The sequence below is a fragment of the Demequina sp. NBRC 110052 genome (genome assembly GCF_002090075.1).
GTDB lineage: Bacteria > Actinomycetota > Actinomycetes > Actinomycetales > Demequinaceae > Demequina.
This window is the reverse complement of the sequence record NZ_BBRI01000002.1, coordinates 655330-673987: the sequence shown is the minus strand read 5'-3', so window position 1 is coordinate 673987 and position 18658 is coordinate 655330. Positions and strand designations below refer to the sequence as shown.

Sequence of the window (18658 nt, the reverse complement as noted above, 5' to 3'; positions counted from 1 at the left end):
ATGTCAACCTACTGCCAGGGGCGATGCGGTCACAGTCCGCGGTGCATGGCCTTCGGTGTTATCAACTCCGATGCTCGACCCAGTGCTTCTCGAGCCACTCGACCTGCTGATCTCGGAGCGGAACGGAGAGAGGCTCTCCGTGCAGGCGCGAGTACTGAGGATAGGGCTCGAGGGAGGGTGCGACGTCGGCTGTGAGGCTAGTCGGGTCCACGGCGAGTAGGCCGTCGTCGAACAAGCGGTGGATGTCGCGCCGCAGTAGTAGCCCGCCGTGTCGGTGATGCTCGCCGAGAGCTGCGTAACTGTAGAGATGGCCTGCTTCGAGGGCGCGAGTCGGCGTCTCGTTCGTGAATGCGCAACGTTCGCCGAAAACAGCGAGAAGGTGCTCTCGAAACTTCTGCTGCCCACGACGGACACGAACGGTCGCGAGGGAGTGGCCTCCACCAAGCGTCGTCGGGTCGTCGGCGGGCATAGGGTCCTGCTCCTCAGGCGCGCGAGCCAACACGCGTGCAAGGGCTCGCTCGATACCGCTCGCCGCCAGCTCGTCGCGGAACTCTACCCACTTCAGCGGACGCATGCTTAGTTGGCTTCTTGGTGAGACGCACAGCGCGCGCAGACGGTCGCCATCGATCGTCGTGTCCAGTGCGGTCCAAGCGGCGTCGTGACGGGATGTGTAGCGTCTGATGTCGATTGTCTCGACAATCGGTTCGTCGAACTCTGCGCCGCATGACTGGCATCGATACAAGGGCTCGCGGCCCTTTCGCGCTTTGATGTTCGCACGGCCGCAAGCGCGACACCTACGACGAATCTTCTGGGTGTCAGCGGTCTGAATGTCCTCGACGACGGAGATTCCGAGAAGGCGTTCCTTGTCCCACAGGGCCACGCGATCTCCTCGTCGAATCCTTGCGTGGTTGTTAACGGTGCTGTCCCAGGTGTAATAGGCGTCAGCTTGATCGTCGTACCCGTCATTGCCGCCGTACTGGCGACTATCTCCAGCGGCGAGAAGGAGCCAGGCGTTCGGTTCAACTGGCTCGCTCATGTTTGCAGCTTGGCAGCTCAGCTTCTCCGCGACAAGAGCAGGGACGATGACACACGGAATGCCCAACCCGCCCAGCCTGTTCCAGCAAGCATGGCAACCATTGGCATCATCGGTTCAGGCAACATCGGCAGCAACGTGGCGAAGGCGGCTATCGCGGCCGGCTACGACGTGGTCATCAGCAACTCGCGTGGCCCTGAGAGTCTCACGCACCTGATCAACGAGTTGGGTGAGAACGCGCGTGCAGGCACCACCGAGGAGGCCGCCGAGGCGGGCGACCTGGTGCTCGTGGCCGTCCCGCTGGGCAAGGTCGGCGAGCTGCCGGCCGACGCTCTCGCCGGCAAGGTCGTCATGGATGCGAACAACTACTATCCGCAGCGCGACGGACGCATCGCCGAACTCGACAACAACGAGGCGACCACGTCGGAGCTGGTGCAGCGCGCGCTGCCCGACTCGCAGGTGGTAAAGGCGTTCAACCACATCAATGCTAAGGACATCCCCTCCGACGGAACCGCCGCGGGCACGCTCGACCGTCGCGCGCTCGGCATCGCGGGGGACGATCACGCGGCGAAGGCGCTCGTCGTGTCCTTCCTGGACGCCCTGGGCTACGACGCAGTGGACATGGGTCCGCTGGCCGAGTCTTGGCGCACCGAGCGCGACACTCCGGCTTACGGCAAGCGCGTGACGCGTGCCGAGTTGGAGGAGATCCTGCCGATCGTGGAGCGCGTCCAGCAGGTGTGAGTGCGTCACGGAAGATTCCCTGGCGCGAGTGATACCACGGCGGTATCATTGTCCCATGGCTATGACACTTCGGACGACTGAAGCGCAGGACGCTGCGATCGACCGCCTTGCGGAGCGTTGGCACGTCTCGAAGACTGAGGCGATCCTGCGTGCAGTGCTCGAGGCGGACTCGGAGAGGCGACTCGAAGACGACGCCATGGCCGCGTACAGCGAGGTTGCGCGTGAGTATCGAGACGCTCTCGATCGCTTGGGATCTGTGTGACGCGCTATCTCAGCACGCGAGTGGTGCTACGCATCATCGACGCGGAGGAGATTGGGCTCATTCGCGATCTTGGTCTTCTCCAGTCCGCACTGGACCGTCCTGCCACCAGCGTGCTCGGAGCACAGGCCTATCCTGAACTCGATCTCAAAGCTGCCGCGTTGATGCACTCCCTGTGTCTCAACCATGCGCTCGTCGACGGGAACAAGCGGCTTGCGGCAGTGTGTGCACTCGTCTTCCTCAGAATCAACGGCGCAACGTCGGCGCTCGACAACGATGGCCTCTTCAACCTCACGATGGCCATTGCCAGCGGCCGCACGCGCGATGTGGGCGAGATCGCGGCAGGCCTGCACGTCATCCATTAGCCCTACTGGCCTTGCGGCGCAGCAGCTGTCTTGTCAGACCGTCGCGGTAGACCTGGAAGCGGCGGGGATGGCCCTCGCGCCTAGTGAGATCAAGGGAGATCGCCATGAAGGTGGCGTCGTTCTACTCAACCAACGCCGACGATCCTGATGTCTACCACGATGAGTCGACTTGCAGCCCAGGTTCGCAGATCCCGGCATCGAACAAGGCCTACGGAACTGGCGGATACCGCAAGTGCAAGAACTGCGTGGCAATCAGCGGATAGTCGCTACTGCGGGCGGCGCGTGAGCTGGGCGATCTCGTCGCCGCTCGCGTTGCCGCCCGTGATGGCGACGGCCGCAACCGACTGGTCCCCGCGTCGGGCATCTGCGAGAACTCCCGCGAGTCCCGCCGCTCCGGCGCCCTCGGCGAGCGTGTGCGCCGCGCCCGCGAGCAGGGTCATGGCGTCGCGGATCTGGTCGTCGCTCACGAGGATGAAGTCGTCCAGACCGTCGCGCAGCACTGACTGAGGTGCGGCAAAGCCCTTGCCCGTGGCGAGGCCGCCCGCGAAGGTGTCGATGGGTCGGGTGACGATCTCGCCTGTGGCCCACGAGTCGTGCGCAGCGCGCGCGCCCTCGGCCTGCACGGCGACCACGCGCACCTGAGGGGCGATGGCGTCGCGTACCAGCACCGCGCCGGCGGCGCCCGAGCCCGAGCCGACCGGCATGTAGAGCGTGTCGATCTCCGGGTGCGCGGTGAGCAGCTCGAAGTACACGGTCGCGTGGCCGTGGATGATGGCTGGCTCCTCACCTGGGTTCACGAAGTACAGCCCACGCTCTTCGGCGAGCCCGACGGCGTGGTCGGCCGCGGCGGACATGTCGGCTCCGGCGACGATCACCTGGGCTCCAAGCGCACGGACGGCGTCGATCTTGCCTGCGGGGGTCGACTCCGGGACGACGATCGTCGCTGCCACGCCGTGAGCGCGGGAGGCGAACGCGAGCGACTGTGCGTGGTTGCCGGTCGAGACGGTGATGAGGCCGCGCCTGCGCACCTCGCGGGGGAGCGTGGCGAGCAGGGTGAGGCCGCCGCGCACCTTGAAGGCGCCTGTGGGCTGCACATTCTCGTGCTTGACGATGGTGTGGCGGCCGACCGCTTCGTCCAGGAGAGGATACGACCAGGACGGCGTGGTTGGGAGGATGGAGGCGAGCACGTCGGCCGCCGCGAGCACGCCCTCGAAGGAGAGGGCGGGGCCGGCGGCGGCCGAGGTGTCGCTGAGGGCCACCGCGTCGGGGCGGGCTGCCTTCGCCGTCGTCACAGGGAGAGACGAGGCGTGGCGCGGCGCCGCGTCGGACGCGGGGCGGAGCTCTACGGTCATGCCTCCTACTGTGACCCGCAGCAATCCATGCGTCCAATGAATGTTCTCTGTTGAAAAGATCGAGCGCGTCTATACGATGGAGATGTGCTGGATCTGACCCGACTCGAAGCCCTCGTCGCCTTCGCCCGCACCGGCTCCGTCAGCGCCGCCGCCGACGAGCTCCACTACTCGCAGCCCACCATCTCCCACCACCTCAAGCGCCTCGAAGCCGAGACGGGGGCGGTGCTGTACCGACGCGTCGGGCGTCGACTGGAGCTCACCGAAGACGGTCGCCGCCTCGCCGAGCGGGGCGAAGAGATCCTCGGCCTCGTCTCGCGCGCGGGCGTCGAGCTCGCGTCGGCTGTATCGCTGCAGACGGGCCACGTGCGGCTCGCGATCTTCCCCTCCGGAGTGGCGACGCTCGCGCCACGCATCGTCACCGTGATGCGCGAGCGCCACCCCGGACTCACTGTCGAGGTCTCCGAGGCCGAACCCCCGCAGGCCGAGCGGCTGCTCCTCGCGGGCGAAGTCGACCTCGCCGTGACGTTCACCTACCCGCGCGAGCAGACGTCCGCCGCGATCACCTCCGAGGTGCTCGGCGAGGACCCCCTGTTCCTCGTCACGCCACCCGCGCGCCCCGACTCCGACACCGGGCACACCGTCGGCGTGCACCCTCCCGGGAGCGAGCCGCTCGGATCCCGCATCGCGATCGGCCGCCTCGCCGACTTCGCCGACGACGCCTGGATGGCCGGCTGCGAACGCTGCCGCGGCTACCTCACGGCTACCTGCGAGGACGCCGGCTTCGAGCCACAGGTGCAGTTCGCCTCCGACGACTACGTCGCGATCCAGGCGCTCATCGCCGTCGGCCACGGCGTTTCGATGCTGCCCGGCCTCGCGCTCTCAGCCCACCGCCATCCCGACGTCACGATCACCCCGATCGACGGCGCCGCCCGCACGCTGCGCCTCCTGTCGCTCGGGCGTCCACCGCTGCCGCCCGCGCTCGCGGCGACCGGCGAGGTAGTGCGGGAGGTCGTCGCCTCGGTCGCGGCAGGCATCACGCCCGACGCCGTGGCCGCCGACTAGTCCTGGCCGCACCTGTTGCCCGCGTCAGACCCTCGCGCGAGACTGGCTCGCATGAAGGATCTCGGGGGGCTGGACAAGGACGCGCGCTTGGCGTTGGCTGACGCGCTCATCGCACGGCTCGAGGGGAGTCCGTTCGGCACCGTGCCCAAGCGCGAGCTGGACGTCGCGGTGTTCACGGGGCTCATGGACGCCAGCTATGTGAACGACACGGATCCCGTGTTCGTCACGGCGCAGCGGCTCGGAGTGACGCCCGGGCGCGTGAAGTCGCTGCTGTACTCGTACCGGATGTCGCGTGAGGGCGAACCGGGGTTCGAGCGCCTGCTCGCCGCCGTGCGGCTCGTCTCCATCGAGCGCGGCGGCGACGCCGTCTTCAACGTCGAGGATGCCTACTGGCGGGACGCCTTCGTCGCGCGCCTCAAGGAGGTGGGCGTCTTCACGGATCGCGCCATGAACTCGGAGCGCGTGGTCGTGGATGCCGACCAGTTCATGGCTGCGTTCGACGACGCCTTCGGGCGCGACGGCGCCGCGGCGAAGGAACGGCTCGACGCGCTGCTCGCCAAGGACGCGGCCGACGGGCGGGTCGCGTTCGTGCGCGGCGTGGCGCTCAAGGCCGTGGGTGACATGGCGGCGAAGGCGCTGAGCGCGCTCATCGCCTGACGGTGCGCGCTACGGGTACACCAGCGTCGGTTTCCGAGCCGGGCTGCTTCCTGTGGGTGACTGAGCGTCGTCCACAGTCCCCAAGCGCCGGAGTAGGGTGCCGACATGGAGTACCGCCGATGACCGCACCCGCCTCGCCCGCCGGCCGGACCCTCTCCGGCGAGGCCTTTCCGCTGACGCCGAACCCGGCCCCCGCGTCGGACGCGGACCGTGCCGCGCTGATGGACAAGCCCGTGTTCGGCAAGGTCTTCACCGACCACATGGCGCGCGCGACCTGGACCGGGGGAGCGTGGTCCGACCGCGGCGTCGTGCCGCTCGCGCCGCTTCCCATGCACCCCGGCGCCGCCGTGCTGCACTACGCCCAGCAGGTGTTCGAAGGTCTCAAGGCGTACCGCTGGGAGGATGGCTCCATCTGGGCGTTCCGGCCCGACGCGAATGCCGAGCGGCTACAGGACTCGGCCGAGCGGCTCGCGATCCCGTGGCTGCCGGTCGATGACTTCCTCGCGTCTCTCGCGGCACTCGTGCAGGCTGACGCCGCGTGGGTGCCCGACGAGGACGGCTCGTGCCTCTACCTGCGCCCCTACCTCATGGCGACCGAGCCGAGTCTGCTCGTGCAGCCCGCCGACACGTACGGCTACGTCGTCACCGCCTCCCCCGTGGGCGCCTACATGTCGTCGCCCGACGGCGTGGCCATCTGGGTCTCGCGCGGCTACCACCGCGCCAACGCAGGCGGCACCGGCGCTGCGAAGACGGCGGGCAACTACGCCGCGAGCATGCTCCCGCAGCAGCAGGCCAAGGACAACGGCTGCAGCCAGGTGCTGTTCCTCGACGCCCGCGAGGACCGCTTTGTCGAGGAGCTGGGGGGCATGAACCTCATGCTCGTCTTCTCCGACGGCTCCATCGCCACCCCGCGCCTCACCGGCACGATCCTGCCTGGCATCACGCGCGACTCGATCATCGCGCTGCTTCGCGAGGAGGGCCGAGCGGTGCGCGAGCGCGATATCGAGCTGTCCGAGATCGTCTCCGGGCTTGAGTCCGGCGCCATCACCGAGATGTTCGCGTGCGGCACCGCGGCCGTCGTGACGCCGCTCGCGCGGCTGAAGTCCGACGACTTCGACCTACCGATCGGCGACGGTCAGCCAGGACCCGTCGCCACGGGAATCAAGAAGCAGCTCACTGACATCCAATACGGCCGCGCCGAGGATCCGTTCGGCTGGATGGTGCGCCTGGCATAGGCCCGACGCTATGGCTGGGTCAGGGCTGGTCGGCCCCGTTCTCGGCGTACCAGGCCTGCAGCTTCTCGACGTTGGCCAGGTGCTCCTCGAAGTTGGAGGCGAAGGCCATCTCTCCCGTATCCGGGTTGAGGAGCACGAAGTACAGCGCGTCCGTGTCGGCCGGGTTCAGCGCCGCCTCGATCGCTTCTACCGAGGGGTTGCCGATCGGGGTCGGCGGCAGTACCCGGTTGAGGTACGTGTTGTATGGGGAGTCGATCGACCGCTGATCGTCGCTCGTGAACGGTCCGCCGGTGTCGAGGGCGTAGAACAGCGGCGAGTCGAGCTCAAGCAGCATGTCGGCCGCGAGCCGGTTCGTGATCACCGCGCTGACCATGGCGCGATAGCTCGTGCCGTCCGCTGTGACGCCGTCCGTCCTCACTTCGGCCTCGATGAGCGACGCGATGGTGAGCGTCTCGATGTTCGTCTCGTCGATGCCCAGCTCCGCGAACTGCGGCCAGCGGCCCGCGGTGAGCAGATCTGCGGCCTCCTCGAGCGAGCCATGGGTGCTGATGGAGTACGTGCCGGGGGCGATCCAGCCCTCCGAGTCCGTGACGAGTCCCGCGGTGTCACGCGTCACCATGTCGTCCAGCGCGCGACGCGCATCCGAGACGGTCACACCGAAGACCTCCGCGAGCTGCTCCGCCACGAGGTCGGTCGTGCCGCCCGCGACCATCGTGACCTGCGCGTAGGTGCCGACGAAGTCCGTCTGCTCCGGCGTTGGGCTGGTGCTGGGCGTGCCTGCGGGGGCGAGTCCTGCGTCGGGCGTGCCGAGCGAGACGCCGTAGGCCGTGCCTGCGCCGAGGGCGATTACGGCGAAGGCGCCCACGCTGGCGGTGACGGCGCGATCGCGTCGGACGCGGCGTCGGACGGGCCCGGTGCTGTGAGCGAGGTTGGTGGCGCTGAAGCCCGCCGCGGCGGTGTCGCGCAGGGCGGCGAGCTCGTCGTGAAGCGTGTTCATCGGGTGCCTCCGGATCGGGTGACGAGGGAGACGGTCTCGGGGCCGTCGTCGGGGATGGGGTTGAGGTCGGGGCGCGTGGTGCGCAGGCGGGCGAGGCCGTCGGAGATGTAGCGCTTGACGCTGCCCTCGGCGATGCCGAGCTCGGCGGCGATGCGCGCGACCGGCCAGTCCTCGAGGTGGCGGAGCACGACGCACGCGCGCTCGCGGCGGGGAAGGTCGAGCAGGGCGGCCTGGAGGTCGGCCATGCCCGACGCTGCGGCAGAGTGATCGTCGCGTGCGGTGATGGCGGTCGAGGGGAGGTCGTGGATGTCAGCGTCCGAGCGGCGCGGGCGGACCGACGCGCGGCGATGGCCGTCGATGAAGGCCGTCGTGATCGCCTTCTTGACGTACGAGTGCGCCGAGTTGAGATCTCGGGCCTGGCGGCCACGGCGGAAGGTCCGGACTAGGGCGTCGTGGAGGAGGTCCTCGGCGTCGGCGCGTGAGCCCGTGAGCACGTAGGCGTAGCCGAACAGGGCAGGGCCGCGCGTGCGGACCAGCTCGTCCAGGATGGCGCTCCAGCTCATCGGAGATTCCTTGCTGTCATGTCGGGTAGTACGCACCGTGCGCGCGGAAGGTTGGGGAGAACGCTCTGCGATGTCAGAACCGGGACTTACAGTGGTCGCACCATGCTGGCCGACCTCCCCGAATACACGCTCACACGCAAGAAGATGAAGAACCTGCGCATGCGCGTCGTCGCGCCGCACGGGGAGGTGAAGGTGTCTGCGCCGCTGCGGACGCCTGTGGCGGAGATCGATGCGTTCGTAGCGTCGCGCGCATCGTGGATCCGGAAGATGCAGGAGAAAGCGGCCGCCGTGCCGGCGCCGCTGGAGGCCGGGCCCGAAGCGGAAGCGGCTCGGACCGACCTGCGCCGTCGCGTGCCGCCGCTGCTCTCGTACTGGGCTGGCCGGATGGAGGTCGTGCCGGAGCCTCACTGGTCGCCGCGGCTCATGCGAACCCGGTGGGGCTCGTGCAACTCGCGCACCCGCAAGATCAACCTGTCGCTGGAGCTGGCGCGCCGCGACGACGAGCTGCTCGAGTACGTGATCGTGCACGAGCTGGCGCATTTGTTCGAACCGAACCACGGGCCCGGCTTCTATCGCGTGATGGACACGTATCTGCCCGGATGGAAGGCGCTGCGGACGCGGCTGAACGGGCGCGAACTCTAGACGTCGTCCCTGGTTGCGTGGCTTGATGGCGTTGTCCACAGCCCCCAGGAATGGGGATGACTCGTGGGTGATATGCCCGATACGCTCCCCGACATGGGGGCTACAACTACTGCTGTGCGTGCCGCTGGCGCGCTTGTTCTTGTCGCGTTGCTCGCCGGGTGCACCGGTGATGACGGGATCGTGACGACAACTCCGACGCCGACTGTCGAGGCATCGGACCCGACGCCGTCACCGACCGTCTCGCCGAGCGATGACGGGGAACTGACCGACGAGGAGCTGTTGGCGCTGATGCCTGAGGCCGCCCTCGAATTGGATCCAGGCGGCGCCTTCGCTGCGGCGGTCTACTGGGTTCAGGCTCTCGGCGAGGCCTACGAGCGTGGGGACACGTCCGTTCTGAGAGGTCTGTCTCTGGCCGACTGCACCTATTGCGTCGAGCAGGCCGGCCACATCGATACCGCCTATGCCGACGGTGCGACGATCACCGGCGGCGCCTACCTGGTTGACACGGCAGACGCGACGACCCTGACGGGCGATGACGGGTTCACCTACGTCGAGTTGACTGCTGAGGCGGACGAACTGGTTGTTCACGCGCGATCGGGCGAGGAAACACAGGTCGGTGCTGCTGGACAGTATCGGTTCCAGCTGAAGCTCTTGCCGCAAGGTCGGATTTGGCGCGTTGCGGGTGTCTTCTTGGAGCGCGCAGAGTGACTGACGTCGCGCGCGCTTTCGCCTTGCCCGCCATCATCTCACTGGCGGCCTTGGTCCCTCAGGTGCTCTATTCCGGTGCGGGTTCCGGCGACGACTGGCGCAGTAGCACTGGCGAGCGTGAGTACATCGTCGAGGGCGAACTGGGTGGCGAGCCCTCTGGCCCCGGTGATGCTGTTCCAGTTTCGGACCCTGATCTGCGCCAGGATCGCACGCTGTACTGCGATCCGAGTGCCCCAGACTCCGACCTCCCCAGTGACTGCGTGAGGGTGAAAGGGTCCTTCGTTGCGCAAGGGCTCGTCTGTCCTGAGGAAGCGCCCGGGATCAGTGCGAGCTTCTTCCGGACCCGAACGTCCGTGGGTGCGGAGTGGTCCGCGTGGTCGTGGATCGATTGGACCCTGTGCGTTGAGCCAGCGGGACTCCTCGGTGCTGTTCGCGCCGAGTGGACCAGTCTTGCGCCCACGCCGCCGCCGCTGAACCTTCAGCCGAACACGGGCTGGGTCTACACGACCGTCCCGACGATCGCGTTCACCGACGACACGCCGGTGATCCATGACGCGACGCTCCTCGGCGTCCCGGTGCGCATCCGTGCCACGCCCTCCGAGTTCACGTGGACTTGGGGCGACGGGACCAGCACGAGCACCGCCGACGCAGGCAACCCGTATCCCGACTACTCGCTATCGCACACATACCTGTATCGCGAAGGCGAAGTCGACGTGGCGCTCGAGACGACATGGAGCGGCGACTACTCCGTCAACGGCGGACCGTGGATCGACATCACCGGCACCATCAGGACTCACACCGGCCCGGTCACGATCGAGGTGCTCGACCCCCAGAGCCGCCTGGTCGACTGCGACCTCAACAACAACTGCAACATCGGCGCTGGGTAGCCGCTGGCAAGCACACGGACCCCTGGGCGCACGTATGCCGGCAAGCCCGCTTTTCGTCAGTACACCCACACCGCGCGGCTCCCGCACGCGACTCGTGCGGTCAACGGCGTGTCAGCCTGTGACCGAGCCCCGACGCGCCGTCTGCAGCGCCACCTGCGTGTGGCAGCCGCGGAGAGAAGCGCTGCCAACCCCACTCGTGTGCGGCCAGCGGCGCTGGTGCACCCATACGACGCGCGCGAGAGCCGAGAGCGACGGTGATGTACCCGCAGGGCGAGCTGGGCGGCGGGGGTGCGATGGCAGGCGGGAGCAGAAGGCGACGCAAGAAGAGCCCGAGAGCAATCCCGTCTCACCCGGACATCAGGGGCGGCGCGCAGTAGCGTGAGCAACATGCTGCACGGCGAGCTGACCACACGCGACGGCCGTACTTTGCGCTGGTACGACGCCGGCCCCAACTACGCGCCGCTCACGCTCATGTGGCACCACGGCACGCCCAACACCGGCGAGCCTCCCGCGCCCCTCCTCGAGCACTTCGCCGCACACGGGATCCGGTGGATCGGCTTCAGCCGCCCGGGCTATCCCGGCTCGACTCGAGTCTCCAAGCGCGCCGTCGGCGACATCGCAGCCGACGCGGTCGCGGTGGCAGACCACGCCCGCGTGGACCAGTTCGCGGTGCTCGGCCACTCCGGTGGGGGTCCGCACGCGCTCGCGACCGCAGCCACCAACCCCGACCGTGTCATCGCGGCTGTCAGCATCGCAGGCCTGGCGCCCTTCGACGCGCCGGGCCTCGACTTCTTCGGCGGCATGAACCAGGGCGGCATCCACGACCTCCAAGCAGCGCAACTCGGGGTCGACGCCCGCCGCGCCCGCGCGGACACAGCCGAGGACGACCCCGCGATGTTCATCGCGACGGACGTCGCCATGTTCGACGGCCCCTGGGGCTGGTTCGGACGCATCGTCGGTGAGGCGACCGCCGAGGGGCCAGGTGGCCTCGTCGACGACGACGTCGCCTATATGCAGCCGTGGGGATTCGACCCGGGCGCGATCGCTGTGCCCACCTTGCTCATGCACGGCGACGCCGACCGCATCGTGCCCGCGAGCCACAGCCGCTGGCTCGCCGATGCCATCCCGCGCTCCACGATCCACACATACGCCGGGGAAGGGCACCTCTCGGTACTCAAGCACGCCGATGTGGCGCTCGACTGGATCATCGACCAGGCCATGCCGTAAGCGCGACTCACCGGCGCGTCGGGCGTGCCGAGAGCCTGGTGTGCAAATCGGGGGCGTGTGCCATACTGACCACGATGCACACCGCGATCATCATTCCGTAGCGCGTCGGCGAACCACTCCCGACGCGCAGCCTCCCGCACCCAGGGGGGCTTTTTTGTTGGGGTGACGCAGGCACGCAGTACACGAGGAGCGACACGATGACGGATCTCACCGTAGAGGTCTACGACACCACGCTGCGCGACGGCGCCCAGCAGGAGGGCATGAACCTCTCCGTAGCTGACAAGCTGGCGATCGCGCCCCTGCTCGACGAGCTCGGCGTGGGCGTCATCGAAGGCGGCTGGCCTGGCGCGGTGCCCAAGGACACCGAGTTCTTCCAGCTGGTCGCCAAGGAGCTGTCGTTCACGAACGCGAAGTTCGCGGCCTTCGGCATGACTCGACGTGGCGACACCACAGCTGCTTCGGACCCACAGGTGCGCGCGCTGCTCGACTCCGAGGCGCCCATCATCACGCTCGTCGCCAAGTCGGACATCCGTCACGCGGAGCGTGCGCTGCGCGTCGCGCCCGACGAGAACCTGCGCATGATCGAGGAGACCGTCGCGTTCCTCGTCGCAGAGGGCCGTCGGGTGGTGCTCGACGCCGAACACTTCTTCGACGGCTACCGCTTCGACCCGACCTATGCGGTCAAGGCGTTGCTCGCCGCCGAGGAGGCGGGCGCTTCGACGCTCGTGCTGTGCGACACCAACGGCGGCATGCTGCCCGACGACGTCACCGAGATCGTCACCGCGGTGCGCGCGGGCACCGAGGCGCAGCTCGGCATGCACGCGCACAACGACTCCGGCTGCGCCGTCGCCAACTCCATGGCTGCCGTCGCCGCGGGCGTCACGCACGTGCAGGGCTGCGTCAACGGCTACGGCGAGCGCACTGGCAACGCGGACCTTGTCGCGGTCGCCGCGAACCTCGAGATCAAAAAGGGCGCGACCGCGCTCGCGCCCGGCGGCCTCGCCGAGTCGACGCGCATCGCGCACGCGATCTCCGAGATCACCAACATCGCGCCGTTCGCGCGTCAGCCGTATGTGGGCGCCTCGGCGTTCGCGCACAAGGCCGGCCTCCATGCTTCCGCGATCAAGGTGGATCCTGACCTCTACCAGCACACGGACCCCGCCCTGGTGGGCAACGACATGCGGATGCTCGTGTCCGAGATGGCAGGCCGCGCGTCCATCGAGCTCAAGGGCAAGGAGTTGGGCTTCGACCTGACCGGCAAGTCCGAACTGCTGTCGCGCATCACCGAGCGCGTCAAACACGCCGAGGCGGCCGGTTACACGTATGACGCGGCCGACGCGTCGTTCGAGCTGCTGCTGCGCTCCGAGATGGACGACGTGCCGCGCTACTGGGAGGTCGAGGAGTGGCGGGTCCGCGTCAGCTCCGAGCCCGGCGACCCGACCGACGCAGACGCCGAGGCAGTCCTCAAGCTCCGTGCAGGCGGGGGCGTGCGGCACATGGTGGTCGGCGAGGGCAACGGCCCCGTCAACGCCCTGGACCACGCGCTGCGCAGCGCGCTCGCGAAGGTGTATCCCGAGATCGAGCGGTTCGACCTCACGGACTTCAAGGTGCGCATCATGGACGCCAGCCACGGCACCGACGCCGTGACGCGCGTGCTCATCACGACCGTCGATACCGAGACGGGCCGCACGTGGCGCACCGTCGGTGTGGGGCCGAACGTGATCGAGGCCTCGTGGGAGGCGCTCACGGACTCCATGTACTACGGCCTGCTCAAGCAGGACGTGATGCCCAACCCCTGAACGAGCACGGGACGGACGCGCGACGCTGAGGGTGATCGCGCGCCCGCCCCGTGGTGAGTGCCCTACAGCCCCATCGCGCGCCGTCGAGCGACGAGCATGCCGGCGCCGGCGGCGATGGAGGCGACCATGCACGGGATCGCGAGGGACGTCTCGGGGCCGGTCTCCGCGAGCGACTCCGGTGTCTCGGCGGGGAGCGGAGTCGCCAGCACGATCGTCTCCGTCTCCACGGGGTCGGCGGGCTCGGCGGGGCCAGCGGGAGCAGCGGGCTCGGCGGGCTCGACAGGCTCGGCGGGAGCAGTGGGCTCGTCGGCGACGGGGGTGGCCGGTGCGTCGGGCTCGTCCTCGGTGACGGGCTCCGCGGGCGTCGGCTGGTCAGCGTCGTCGTCAGGTTCCGGCGCAGGGGTCTCCTCGACGGGAGGATTCTCGGTCACGTTCCCGTCGCAGTCGTGGTGATGCCACGGGCCGTGCGCATGCCATCCGTGGCCACGGTGCGCCCATTCCCCGCGTGGAGAGTGGTCGTCGCAGTCGGCGTGGGGGTGCGACGGCGGCGCGTCGTCGCGTTCGCACGCGAGGGCGGGGGCGGCGACAAGTGTGAGCGTGGCGGCGAACGCGAGGGTGAGGGCGGGCCGGAGGCGGCGATGCATGAGCTTCCTCTCAGATGCAGTGGGCGGGTGTGGTGGGGAACCGCGCCCACGCTGACACGTGGCGCGCAGCGCTTCCCGGCCCGGCCCGCAATCTGTGGACAGCCCCTCCGCGGTGTGGGGCTGGGGACGACGCCCGCCGCTGGTCATGGGGTGTCAGCTCGGCGAGGCAGGATGGACCCATGCATGGTGAGTACAAGGTTCCCGGCGGCAAGCTCGTGGTCGCAGACGTCGACATCACGGACGGCGCCGATCCCACCCTCAGTCGCGTGGTCATCTCCGGTGACTTCTTCATGGAGCCCGCCGAGACGATCTTGGAGATCAACGCCGCGCTCGCTGGCCTGCCTGCCGGCACGAGCGTCGCCGCCTTGACCGGGGTCGTCGCGCGCGCCACCGAGGGCGCCACGATGATCGGCTTCACGCCCGAGTCGGTCGCGATCGCCGTGCGCCGCGCCCTGGGCCACGCCACCGGCTGGCACGACCACGTCTTCGACGTCATCCACGACGAGCCGCGCGAGCCGCACCTGCAGATGGCGCTCGACGAGGTCCTCACCCAGGAGGTGGCGGCCGGTCGCCGTGCGCCGACCCTGCGCGTGTGGGAGTGGGAGCGCAACGCCGTCGTCATCGGCTCGTTCCAGTCGCTGCGCAACGAGATCGACATGGAGGGCGCCGCCAAGCACGACGTGACCGTCACCCGCCGCGTCTCCGGCGGCGGCGCGATGTTCATCCAGCCTGGCAACACGATCACGTACTCGCTCTCGGTGCCGTCGTCGCTCGTCGAGGGCCTCAGCTTCGAGCAGTCGTATGCGTTCCTGGACGACTGGGTGCTGGGCGCCCTGCGTGACGTGGGCGTCGAGGCGACGTACGTGCCGCTCAACGACATCGCCTCGCCAGCGGGCAAGATCGCGGGCGCCGCGCAGAAGCGCTACTCCGCGGGCGCGGTCCTGCACCACGTCACCATGGCCTACAACATCGACGCCGACGCGATGCTGGAGGTGCTCCGCATCGGTCGCGAGAAGCTCAGCGACAAGGGCACCAAGTCGGCCAACAAGCGCGTGGACCCCGTCCGCAGCCAGACCGGCATGTCCCGCGAGGACGTCATCGCGGCCTTCCTTGCGCACTTCGCTGGACGCTACGCCACCCAGGCAGGCGAGGTCACGCCCGACGAGGTGGTCGCCGCCCGCACGCTCGTCGAGGAGAAGTTCGCGACCGACGCGTGGATCGGCCTGGTGCCGTAGCGCAACCATGGGCCCGTCGCGTCGGGCGGGCGCGGAATGAAGGGCCGCTCAGGGTGGTTCGGCAAGATATGGCAACCACGACGGCGCTCGACGAGATCCCGCTGACCACGATCGACGGGCGTGAGACCACGCTTGCAGAGTGGCCAGGTGCGAAGCTCATCGTCAACGTCGCATCCCGCTGCGGGCTGGCGCCCCAGTACGAACAGCTCGAGCAGTTGCAGCGCACCTACGGCGACCGCGGCTTCACGGTGCTCGGCTTCCCCAGCAACCAGTTCCTGCAGGAGCTCGGCTCCTCGGACGCGATCCAGGAGTACTGCTCCGCCACGTGGGGCGTCACGTTCCCCATGTTCGAGACCGTCCGCGTCAACGGGCGCAAGCGCCACCCGCTCTACGCGGAACTCGTCAAGCACCCGGACGCCGCGGGCAAGGCAGGACGGGTCACCTGGAACTTCGAGAAATTCCTCGTCACGCCCGAGGGCGACGTGCACCGCTTCCGGCCCACGACCCTGCCCGACGCGCCCGAGGTCATCGAGAAGATCGAGGCGTCGCTGAGCGACTGAGGCGCGAGGACCGCGACGTCAGACCGCCGTGCCGACCAGGGTGCCGATGCCGTACGTGATGACCATCGCGACGGTGCCTCCCGCCATGTTGCGCAGCACCGCCTTGATGCGCGGCGACTTGGCGACCATCGCCGAGATGTAGCCGGTGATCGCCAGCGCGATGATCACCAGCACGAACGTGAGCGGGATCCGCAGGGACGCTGGCGGCAGAGTCGTCGTCAGCAGCGGCGTGAGCCCACCTACGGTGAACGCGATGATCGAGGCCACGCCCGCGGCCCAGGGGTTCGTCAGCTCGTCGGGGTCGATGCCCAGATGCATGCGCGCGTGAATGTCCAGTGGGTCCTTGGCCATCTGCTCCTGAGCGGCGGCACGCGCCGTGGCCTCGGACATGCCCGTGTCCATGTTGAGGCGCACCAGCTGCTCGAGCTCCCACTGAGGCCGCGCCCGCTGCCACACGCGCTCGCGATCCAGCAGAGCCTCCTCGGCATCACGCTGCGCCGAGACGGACACGAACTCGCCCACGCCCATCGACAGCGCACCGGCGACGATGCCCGCGACGGCGGTGATGATGATGACCTTGAGGTCAGTGGTGGCGGCGGCCACTCCGACGAGCATCGCGGCGATCGACACGATGCCGTCGTTGGCGCCCAGTACTCCCGCGCGGAGCCAGTTGAGGCGCGAGTTCATCGCCTCCTCGTCGGGGCCGGCGAAGATGTCCGGCCGATGCGTGCTGTTGCTCATGCGCACAGAGTAGGACCGGCCGGCTCGCCGAGGCTAGCAAGATGAGGCTTCCCTGACCTCACTGCGCCGTTCGCTCCGCACCCACGATGTGGCACAAGTGAAGTGCGGAGCGCCTGGGGCAGCCCCACGCGACACGTCAGTCCCGCCTGTCACATTCTTGGTGCAGAGCGAACAGAGGTTCAGTGCGAGGGGCGCGCGCCCATCACTGCGGTGCCGACGCGCACCATGGTCGCGCCCTCGGCGATGGCCCACTCGAGGTCGTTCGACATGCCCATCGACAGCTCCCACGCTTCGCGCAGGTCGTAGCGGCCCCGCTCGGACTCGATGAGTGCGGTGTCGCGGATCTGGCACAGTTGCCGGTAGCCGGCGCGCACCGCCTCCTCGTCAGGGGAGTTGAGGCCGATCGTCATGAAGCCCGTGACCGTGAGCCAGGGGAGCGCCTGCACCGCTGCCGCAAGCGACAGGGCTTCGGAAGGGTCCACGCCAGCCTTGGACTCCTCGCCCGAGACGTTGACCTGGATCATCACGCCCAGCTCCTTCTCGCGCTCGGCGGCCAGGCGCGACAGACGCTCGGCGAGCCGCAGCGAGTCGACGGTCTGGATGCACGTCGCGTGCTCCACCGCCACCGCGGCCTTGTTGCGCTGGAGCTGGCCGATGACGTGCACCTGCGCCCGCGAGGCCGCCAGCGCGTCGGCCTTCTCCGCGAGCTCCTGCATGCGCGACTCGCCCACGAGGGTGGCGCCGGTAGCGACGACGGCGCGGACCGCGTCGGCGTTCCAGGTTTTGGTCGCGACGAGCAGCCGCACACCGGCGCCTGCGCGCCCGCATGACGCTTCGGCGACATGGATGCGCGCCTTCACCTCAGCGAGGGCGACGGCGGGATCCCAGTCGGCGGCGGGGGGACGCAGTTCCATCAGGACTCCTTCGCGATCGGCGCTACGACGGCGCCGGTGAGTGAGATCAGATCGGCGGGGGCGAGCGAGACGTCGAGGCCGCGGCGCCCGCCGGAGACGTAGACGCGGTCGCAGAGCTCGACGGTCTCGTCGATCGCCATCGGCAGGCGTGTGCGCTGCCCCAGCGGGGAGATGCCGCCCACCACGTAGCCGGTAGCGCGCTCGGCATCGTGCGGCGGTGCCATCTCGGCGCGCTTGCCGCCCAGCGCCCTGGCGAGCGCCTTGAGGTCCAGCATCCCCGTCACGGGCACGATCCCGACGCTGAGGCGCCCATCCACGTATGCGCATAGCGTCTTGAACACCGCGTCGTGGTCGACGCCCAGGGCGGCCGCGGCTTCCAGGCCGTAGCTCAGGTCCGACGCGGGGTCGTGCTCGTACGGATGCACGCCGTGGTCCACGCCAGCCTCGAGCAGGGCGTGGATGGCGGGCGTGCTGCCGCCGGAGTCGTGCTTGCGGGACATGGGCACCATTGTGTCGCGCCCGCACGGGTGCGCCGCGCGGCGGCCCGGCCGTGTCACCTGGATGGCCTACGGTGTCTGCGTGACCGAATCGACCGACGAACTGACCGAGGTCCACATGTGGACCGACGGCGCGTGCAAGGGCAACCCCGGCCGCGGCGGCTGGGGCGTGCTGATGAAGGCCGCGGGCCGCACCAAGGAGCTGTACGGCGGCGAGAAGGTCACCACGAACAACCGCATGGAGCTCATGGCCGTCATCGAGGGTCTCAAGACGCTCAATCGGCGCTGCGACGTGACGCTGCACGTGGATTCGCAGTACGTGAAGAACGGCGCTCAGTCGTGGATGAAGGGCTGGAAGCGCAACGGGTGGAAGACCGCGAGCAAGCAGCCGGTCAAGAACGTGGAGCTGTGGCAGGCGCTTGACGAGCAGCTTCAGCGGCACGACATCACGTGGGTGTGGGTCAAGGGCCACGCGGGCGACCCCGGCAACGAGAAGGCGGACGAGCTCGCCAACAGGGGCGCTGACGAGGCCCGGTAGCC

General features: G+C 68.8%; 22 protein-coding genes. 14 read left to right on the top strand and 8 right to left on the bottom strand.

The genetic code is table 11. From position 1 onward, the window contains the following. Nucleotides 1–61: 61 nt before the first annotated feature. A complete protein-coding gene (locus tag B7K21_RS12420) occupies nucleotides 62–1036 on the bottom strand; it encodes an HNH endonuclease signature motif containing protein (protein WP_144016041.1) in 975 nt (324 codons plus the stop codon). Here B7K21_RS12420 and B7K21_RS03270 point away from each other — a divergent pair. From B7K21_RS03270 to B7K21_RS03260, 3 genes are read left to right on the top strand one after another with little or no spacing between them, the layout of a single operon-like run. Next, complete coding sequence (locus B7K21_RS03270; protein WP_255373740.1) at nucleotides 947–1774, top strand: NADPH-dependent F420 reductase; 828 nt, start codon at nucleotides 947–949, stop codon at nucleotides 1772–1774. The two genes, B7K21_RS12420 and B7K21_RS03270, sit on opposite strands and share 90 nt — an antisense overlap. Before the next feature lie 55 nt (nucleotides 1775–1829). Next, on the top strand, nucleotides 1830–2036 hold the full coding sequence (locus B7K21_RS03265) for a hypothetical protein (protein WP_084073791.1): 207 nt from the start codon (nucleotides 1830–1832) through the stop codon (nucleotides 2034–2036). Next, complete coding sequence (locus B7K21_RS03260; RefSeq protein WP_084073790.1) at nucleotides 2033–2398, top strand: type II toxin-antitoxin system death-on-curing family toxin; 366 nt, start codon at nucleotides 2033–2035, stop codon at nucleotides 2396–2398. Before B7K21_RS03265 ends, B7K21_RS03260 begins: the two co-directional genes overlap by 4 nt. Nucleotides 2399–2664: 266 nt before the next feature. On the opposite strand, the gene B7K21_RS03255 is transcribed toward B7K21_RS03260, so the two are convergent. Next, the gene (locus B7K21_RS03255; RefSeq protein WP_084073789.1) at nucleotides 2665–3750 is read right to left on the bottom strand and encodes a threonine/serine dehydratase; all 1086 of its coding nucleotides are present in this window, start codon (nucleotides 3748–3750) and stop codon (nucleotides 2665–2667) included. 84 nt (nucleotides 3751–3834) lie between these two features. Between B7K21_RS03255 and B7K21_RS03250 the strand changes: the two genes are divergently transcribed. The 3 genes from B7K21_RS03250 to B7K21_RS03240 all read left to right on the top strand — a co-directional run bounded on the left by B7K21_RS03250 (nucleotide 3835) and on the right by B7K21_RS03240 (nucleotide 6704). Then, nucleotides 3835–4812, top strand: a complete 978-nt coding sequence (locus B7K21_RS03250) for a LysR family transcriptional regulator (protein ID WP_084073788.1) — start codon at nucleotides 3835–3837, stop codon at nucleotides 4810–4812. Between the two features lie 51 nt (nucleotides 4813–4863). Then, entirely contained in the window at nucleotides 4864–5469 is a 606-nt protein-coding gene (locus tag B7K21_RS03245; RefSeq protein WP_084073787.1) for a hypothetical protein, read from the top strand. Between the two features lie 119 nt (nucleotides 5470–5588). Beyond that, entirely contained in the window at nucleotides 5589–6704 is a 1116-nt protein-coding gene (locus B7K21_RS03240) for a branched-chain amino acid aminotransferase (protein ID WP_084073786.1), read from the top strand. Nucleotides 6705–6723: 19 nt separating this feature from the next. Here the strand turns inward: B7K21_RS03240 and mltG are convergent, their stop codons facing one another. Beyond that, nucleotides 6724–7701, bottom strand: coding sequence for an endolytic transglycosylase MltG (gene mltG, locus B7K21_RS03235; RefSeq protein WP_084073785.1), 978 nt, complete (start codon nucleotides 7699–7701; stop codon nucleotides 6724–6726). Beyond that, nucleotides 7698–8264: an RNA polymerase sigma factor gene (locus B7K21_RS03230; protein WP_084073784.1), complete on the bottom strand. Its 567-nt coding sequence runs from the start codon at nucleotides 8262–8264 to the stop codon at nucleotides 7698–7700. Before B7K21_RS03230 ends, mltG begins: the two co-directional genes overlap by 4 nt. Before the next feature lie 102 nt (nucleotides 8265–8366). On the opposite strand from B7K21_RS03230, the gene B7K21_RS03225 reads away from it, so the two are divergent. The 5 genes from B7K21_RS03225 to cimA all read left to right on the top strand — a co-directional run bounded on the left by B7K21_RS03225 (nucleotide 8367) and on the right by cimA (nucleotide 13527). Continuing rightward, nucleotides 8367–8906 carry a M48 family metallopeptidase gene (locus tag B7K21_RS03225; RefSeq protein ID WP_159448397.1) on the top strand — a complete coding sequence of 180 codons (540 nt, stop codon included), beginning with the start codon at nucleotides 8367–8369 and terminating at the stop codon, nucleotides 8904–8906. A 72-nt stretch (nucleotides 8907–8978) separates the two neighbouring features. Then, complete coding sequence (locus B7K21_RS03220) at nucleotides 8979–9614, top strand: DUF6318 family protein (RefSeq protein WP_084073782.1); 636 nt, start codon at nucleotides 8979–8981, stop codon at nucleotides 9612–9614. A gap of 353 nt (nucleotides 9615–9967) precedes the next feature. Next, nucleotides 9968–10501 (top strand): hypothetical protein, encoded by a 534-nt coding sequence (locus B7K21_RS03215; protein ID WP_084073781.1) that lies wholly within the window; start codon nucleotides 9968–9970, stop codon nucleotides 10499–10501. Nucleotides 10502–10888: 387 nt separating this feature from the next. Beyond that, a complete protein-coding gene (locus tag B7K21_RS03210) occupies nucleotides 10889–11728 on the top strand; it encodes an alpha/beta fold hydrolase (protein ID WP_084073780.1) in 840 nt (279 codons plus the stop codon). A gap of 197 nt (nucleotides 11729–11925) precedes the next feature. Continuing rightward, nucleotides 11926–13527, top strand: coding sequence for a citramalate synthase (gene cimA / locus B7K21_RS03205; protein WP_084073779.1), 1602 nt, complete (start codon nucleotides 11926–11928; stop codon nucleotides 13525–13527). Nucleotides 13528–13589: 62 nt separating this feature from the next. Here cimA and B7K21_RS12415 read toward each other — a convergent pair whose 3' ends face one another. Further along, a complete protein-coding gene (locus tag B7K21_RS12415) occupies nucleotides 13590–13958 on the bottom strand; it encodes a hypothetical protein (protein ID WP_144016039.1) in 369 nt (122 codons plus the stop codon). Between the two features lie 392 nt (nucleotides 13959–14350). Between B7K21_RS12415 and B7K21_RS03195 the strand changes: the two genes are divergently transcribed. Both B7K21_RS03195 and B7K21_RS03190 read left to right on the top strand, forming a co-directional pair. Continuing rightward, on the top strand, nucleotides 14351–15406 hold the full coding sequence (locus tag B7K21_RS03195) for a biotin/lipoate A/B protein ligase family protein (protein ID WP_084073777.1): 1056 nt from the start codon (nucleotides 14351–14353) through the stop codon (nucleotides 15404–15406). Between the two features lie 68 nt (nucleotides 15407–15474). Next, entirely contained in the window at nucleotides 15475–15966 is a 492-nt protein-coding gene (locus B7K21_RS03190) for a glutathione peroxidase (protein ID WP_084073776.1), read from the top strand. A gap of 18 nt (nucleotides 15967–15984) precedes the next feature. On the opposite strand, the gene B7K21_RS03185 is transcribed toward B7K21_RS03190, so the two are convergent. The 3 genes from B7K21_RS03185 to ybaK all read right to left on the bottom strand — a co-directional run bounded on the left by B7K21_RS03185 (nucleotide 15985) and on the right by ybaK (nucleotide 18121). Further along, the gene (locus B7K21_RS03185) at nucleotides 15985–16707 is read right to left on the bottom strand and encodes a VIT family protein (protein ID WP_084073775.1); all 723 of its coding nucleotides are present in this window, start codon (nucleotides 16705–16707) and stop codon (nucleotides 15985–15987) included. A 179-nt stretch (nucleotides 16708–16886) separates the two neighbouring features. Then, nucleotides 16887–17621, bottom strand: coding sequence for a YggS family pyridoxal phosphate-dependent enzyme (locus tag B7K21_RS03180; RefSeq protein WP_084073774.1), 735 nt, complete (start codon nucleotides 17619–17621; stop codon nucleotides 16887–16889). Further along, on the bottom strand, nucleotides 17621–18121 hold the full coding sequence (ybaK, locus tag B7K21_RS03175) for a Cys-tRNA(Pro) deacylase (RefSeq protein ID WP_144016038.1): 501 nt from the start codon (nucleotides 18119–18121) through the stop codon (nucleotides 17621–17623). Before ybaK ends, B7K21_RS03180 begins: the two co-directional genes overlap by 1 nt. 115 nt (nucleotides 18122–18236) lie before the next feature. Between ybaK and rnhA the strand changes: the two genes are divergently transcribed. Beyond that, nucleotides 18237–18656: a ribonuclease HI gene (rnhA, locus tag B7K21_RS03170; RefSeq protein ID WP_084074781.1), complete on the top strand. Its 420-nt coding sequence runs from the start codon at nucleotides 18237–18239 to the stop codon at nucleotides 18654–18656. Nucleotides 18657–18658 lie beyond the last annotated feature (2 nt).

Bases quoted from the DNA above. Each gene is read 5' to 3' on its own strand.
- B7K21_RS03210 (WP_084073780.1), top strand. From the start codon at position 10,889: ATGCTGCACGGCGAGCTGACCACACGCGACGGCCGTACTTTGCGCTGG.
- B7K21_RS03225 (WP_159448397.1), top strand. From the start codon at position 8,367: ATGCTGGCCGACCTCCCCGAATACACGCTCACACGCAAGAAGATGAAG.
- rnhA (WP_084074781.1), top strand. From the start codon at position 18,237: ATGTGGACCGACGGCGCGTGCAAGGGCAACCCCGGCCGCGGCGGCTGG.
- ybaK (WP_144016038.1), bottom strand. From the start codon at position 18,121: ATGTCCCGCAAGCACGACTCCGGCGGCAGCACGCCCGCCATCCACGCC.
- B7K21_RS03190 (WP_084073776.1), top strand. From the start codon at position 15,475: ATGGCAACCACGACGGCGCTCGACGAGATCCCGCTGACCACGATCGAC.
- B7K21_RS03265 (WP_084073791.1), top strand. From the start codon at position 1,830: ATGGCTATGACACTTCGGACGACTGAAGCGCAGGACGCTGCGATCGAC.
- mltG (WP_084073785.1), bottom strand. From the start codon at position 7,701: ATGAACACGCTTCACGACGAGCTCGCCGCCCTGCGCGACACCGCCGCG.
- B7K21_RS03195 (WP_084073777.1), top strand. From the start codon at position 14,351: ATGCATGGTGAGTACAAGGTTCCCGGCGGCAAGCTCGTGGTCGCAGAC.
- B7K21_RS03245 (WP_084073787.1), top strand. From the start codon at position 4,864: ATGAAGGATCTCGGGGGGCTGGACAAGGACGCGCGCTTGGCGTTGGCT.
- B7K21_RS03180 (WP_084073774.1), bottom strand. From the start codon at position 17,621: ATGGAACTGCGTCCCCCCGCCGCCGACTGGGATCCCGCCGTCGCCCTC.
- B7K21_RS12420 (WP_144016041.1), bottom strand. From the start codon at position 1,036: ATGAGCGAGCCAGTTGAACCGAACGCCTGGCTCCTTCTCGCCGCTGGA.
- cimA (WP_084073779.1), top strand. From the start codon at position 11,926: ATGACGGATCTCACCGTAGAGGTCTACGACACCACGCTGCGCGACGGC.
- B7K21_RS03255 (WP_084073789.1), bottom strand. From the start codon at position 3,750: ATGACCGTAGAGCTCCGCCCCGCGTCCGACGCGGCGCCGCGCCACGCC.
- B7K21_RS03240 (WP_084073786.1), top strand. From the start codon at position 5,589: ATGACCGCACCCGCCTCGCCCGCCGGCCGGACCCTCTCCGGCGAGGCC.
- B7K21_RS03230 (WP_084073784.1), bottom strand. From the start codon at position 8,264: ATGAGCTGGAGCGCCATCCTGGACGAGCTGGTCCGCACGCGCGGCCCT.
- B7K21_RS03220 (WP_084073782.1), top strand. From the start codon at position 8,979: ATGCCCGATACGCTCCCCGACATGGGGGCTACAACTACTGCTGTGCGT.
- B7K21_RS03185 (WP_084073775.1), bottom strand. From the start codon at position 16,707: ATGAGCAACAGCACGCATCGGCCGGACATCTTCGCCGGCCCCGACGAG.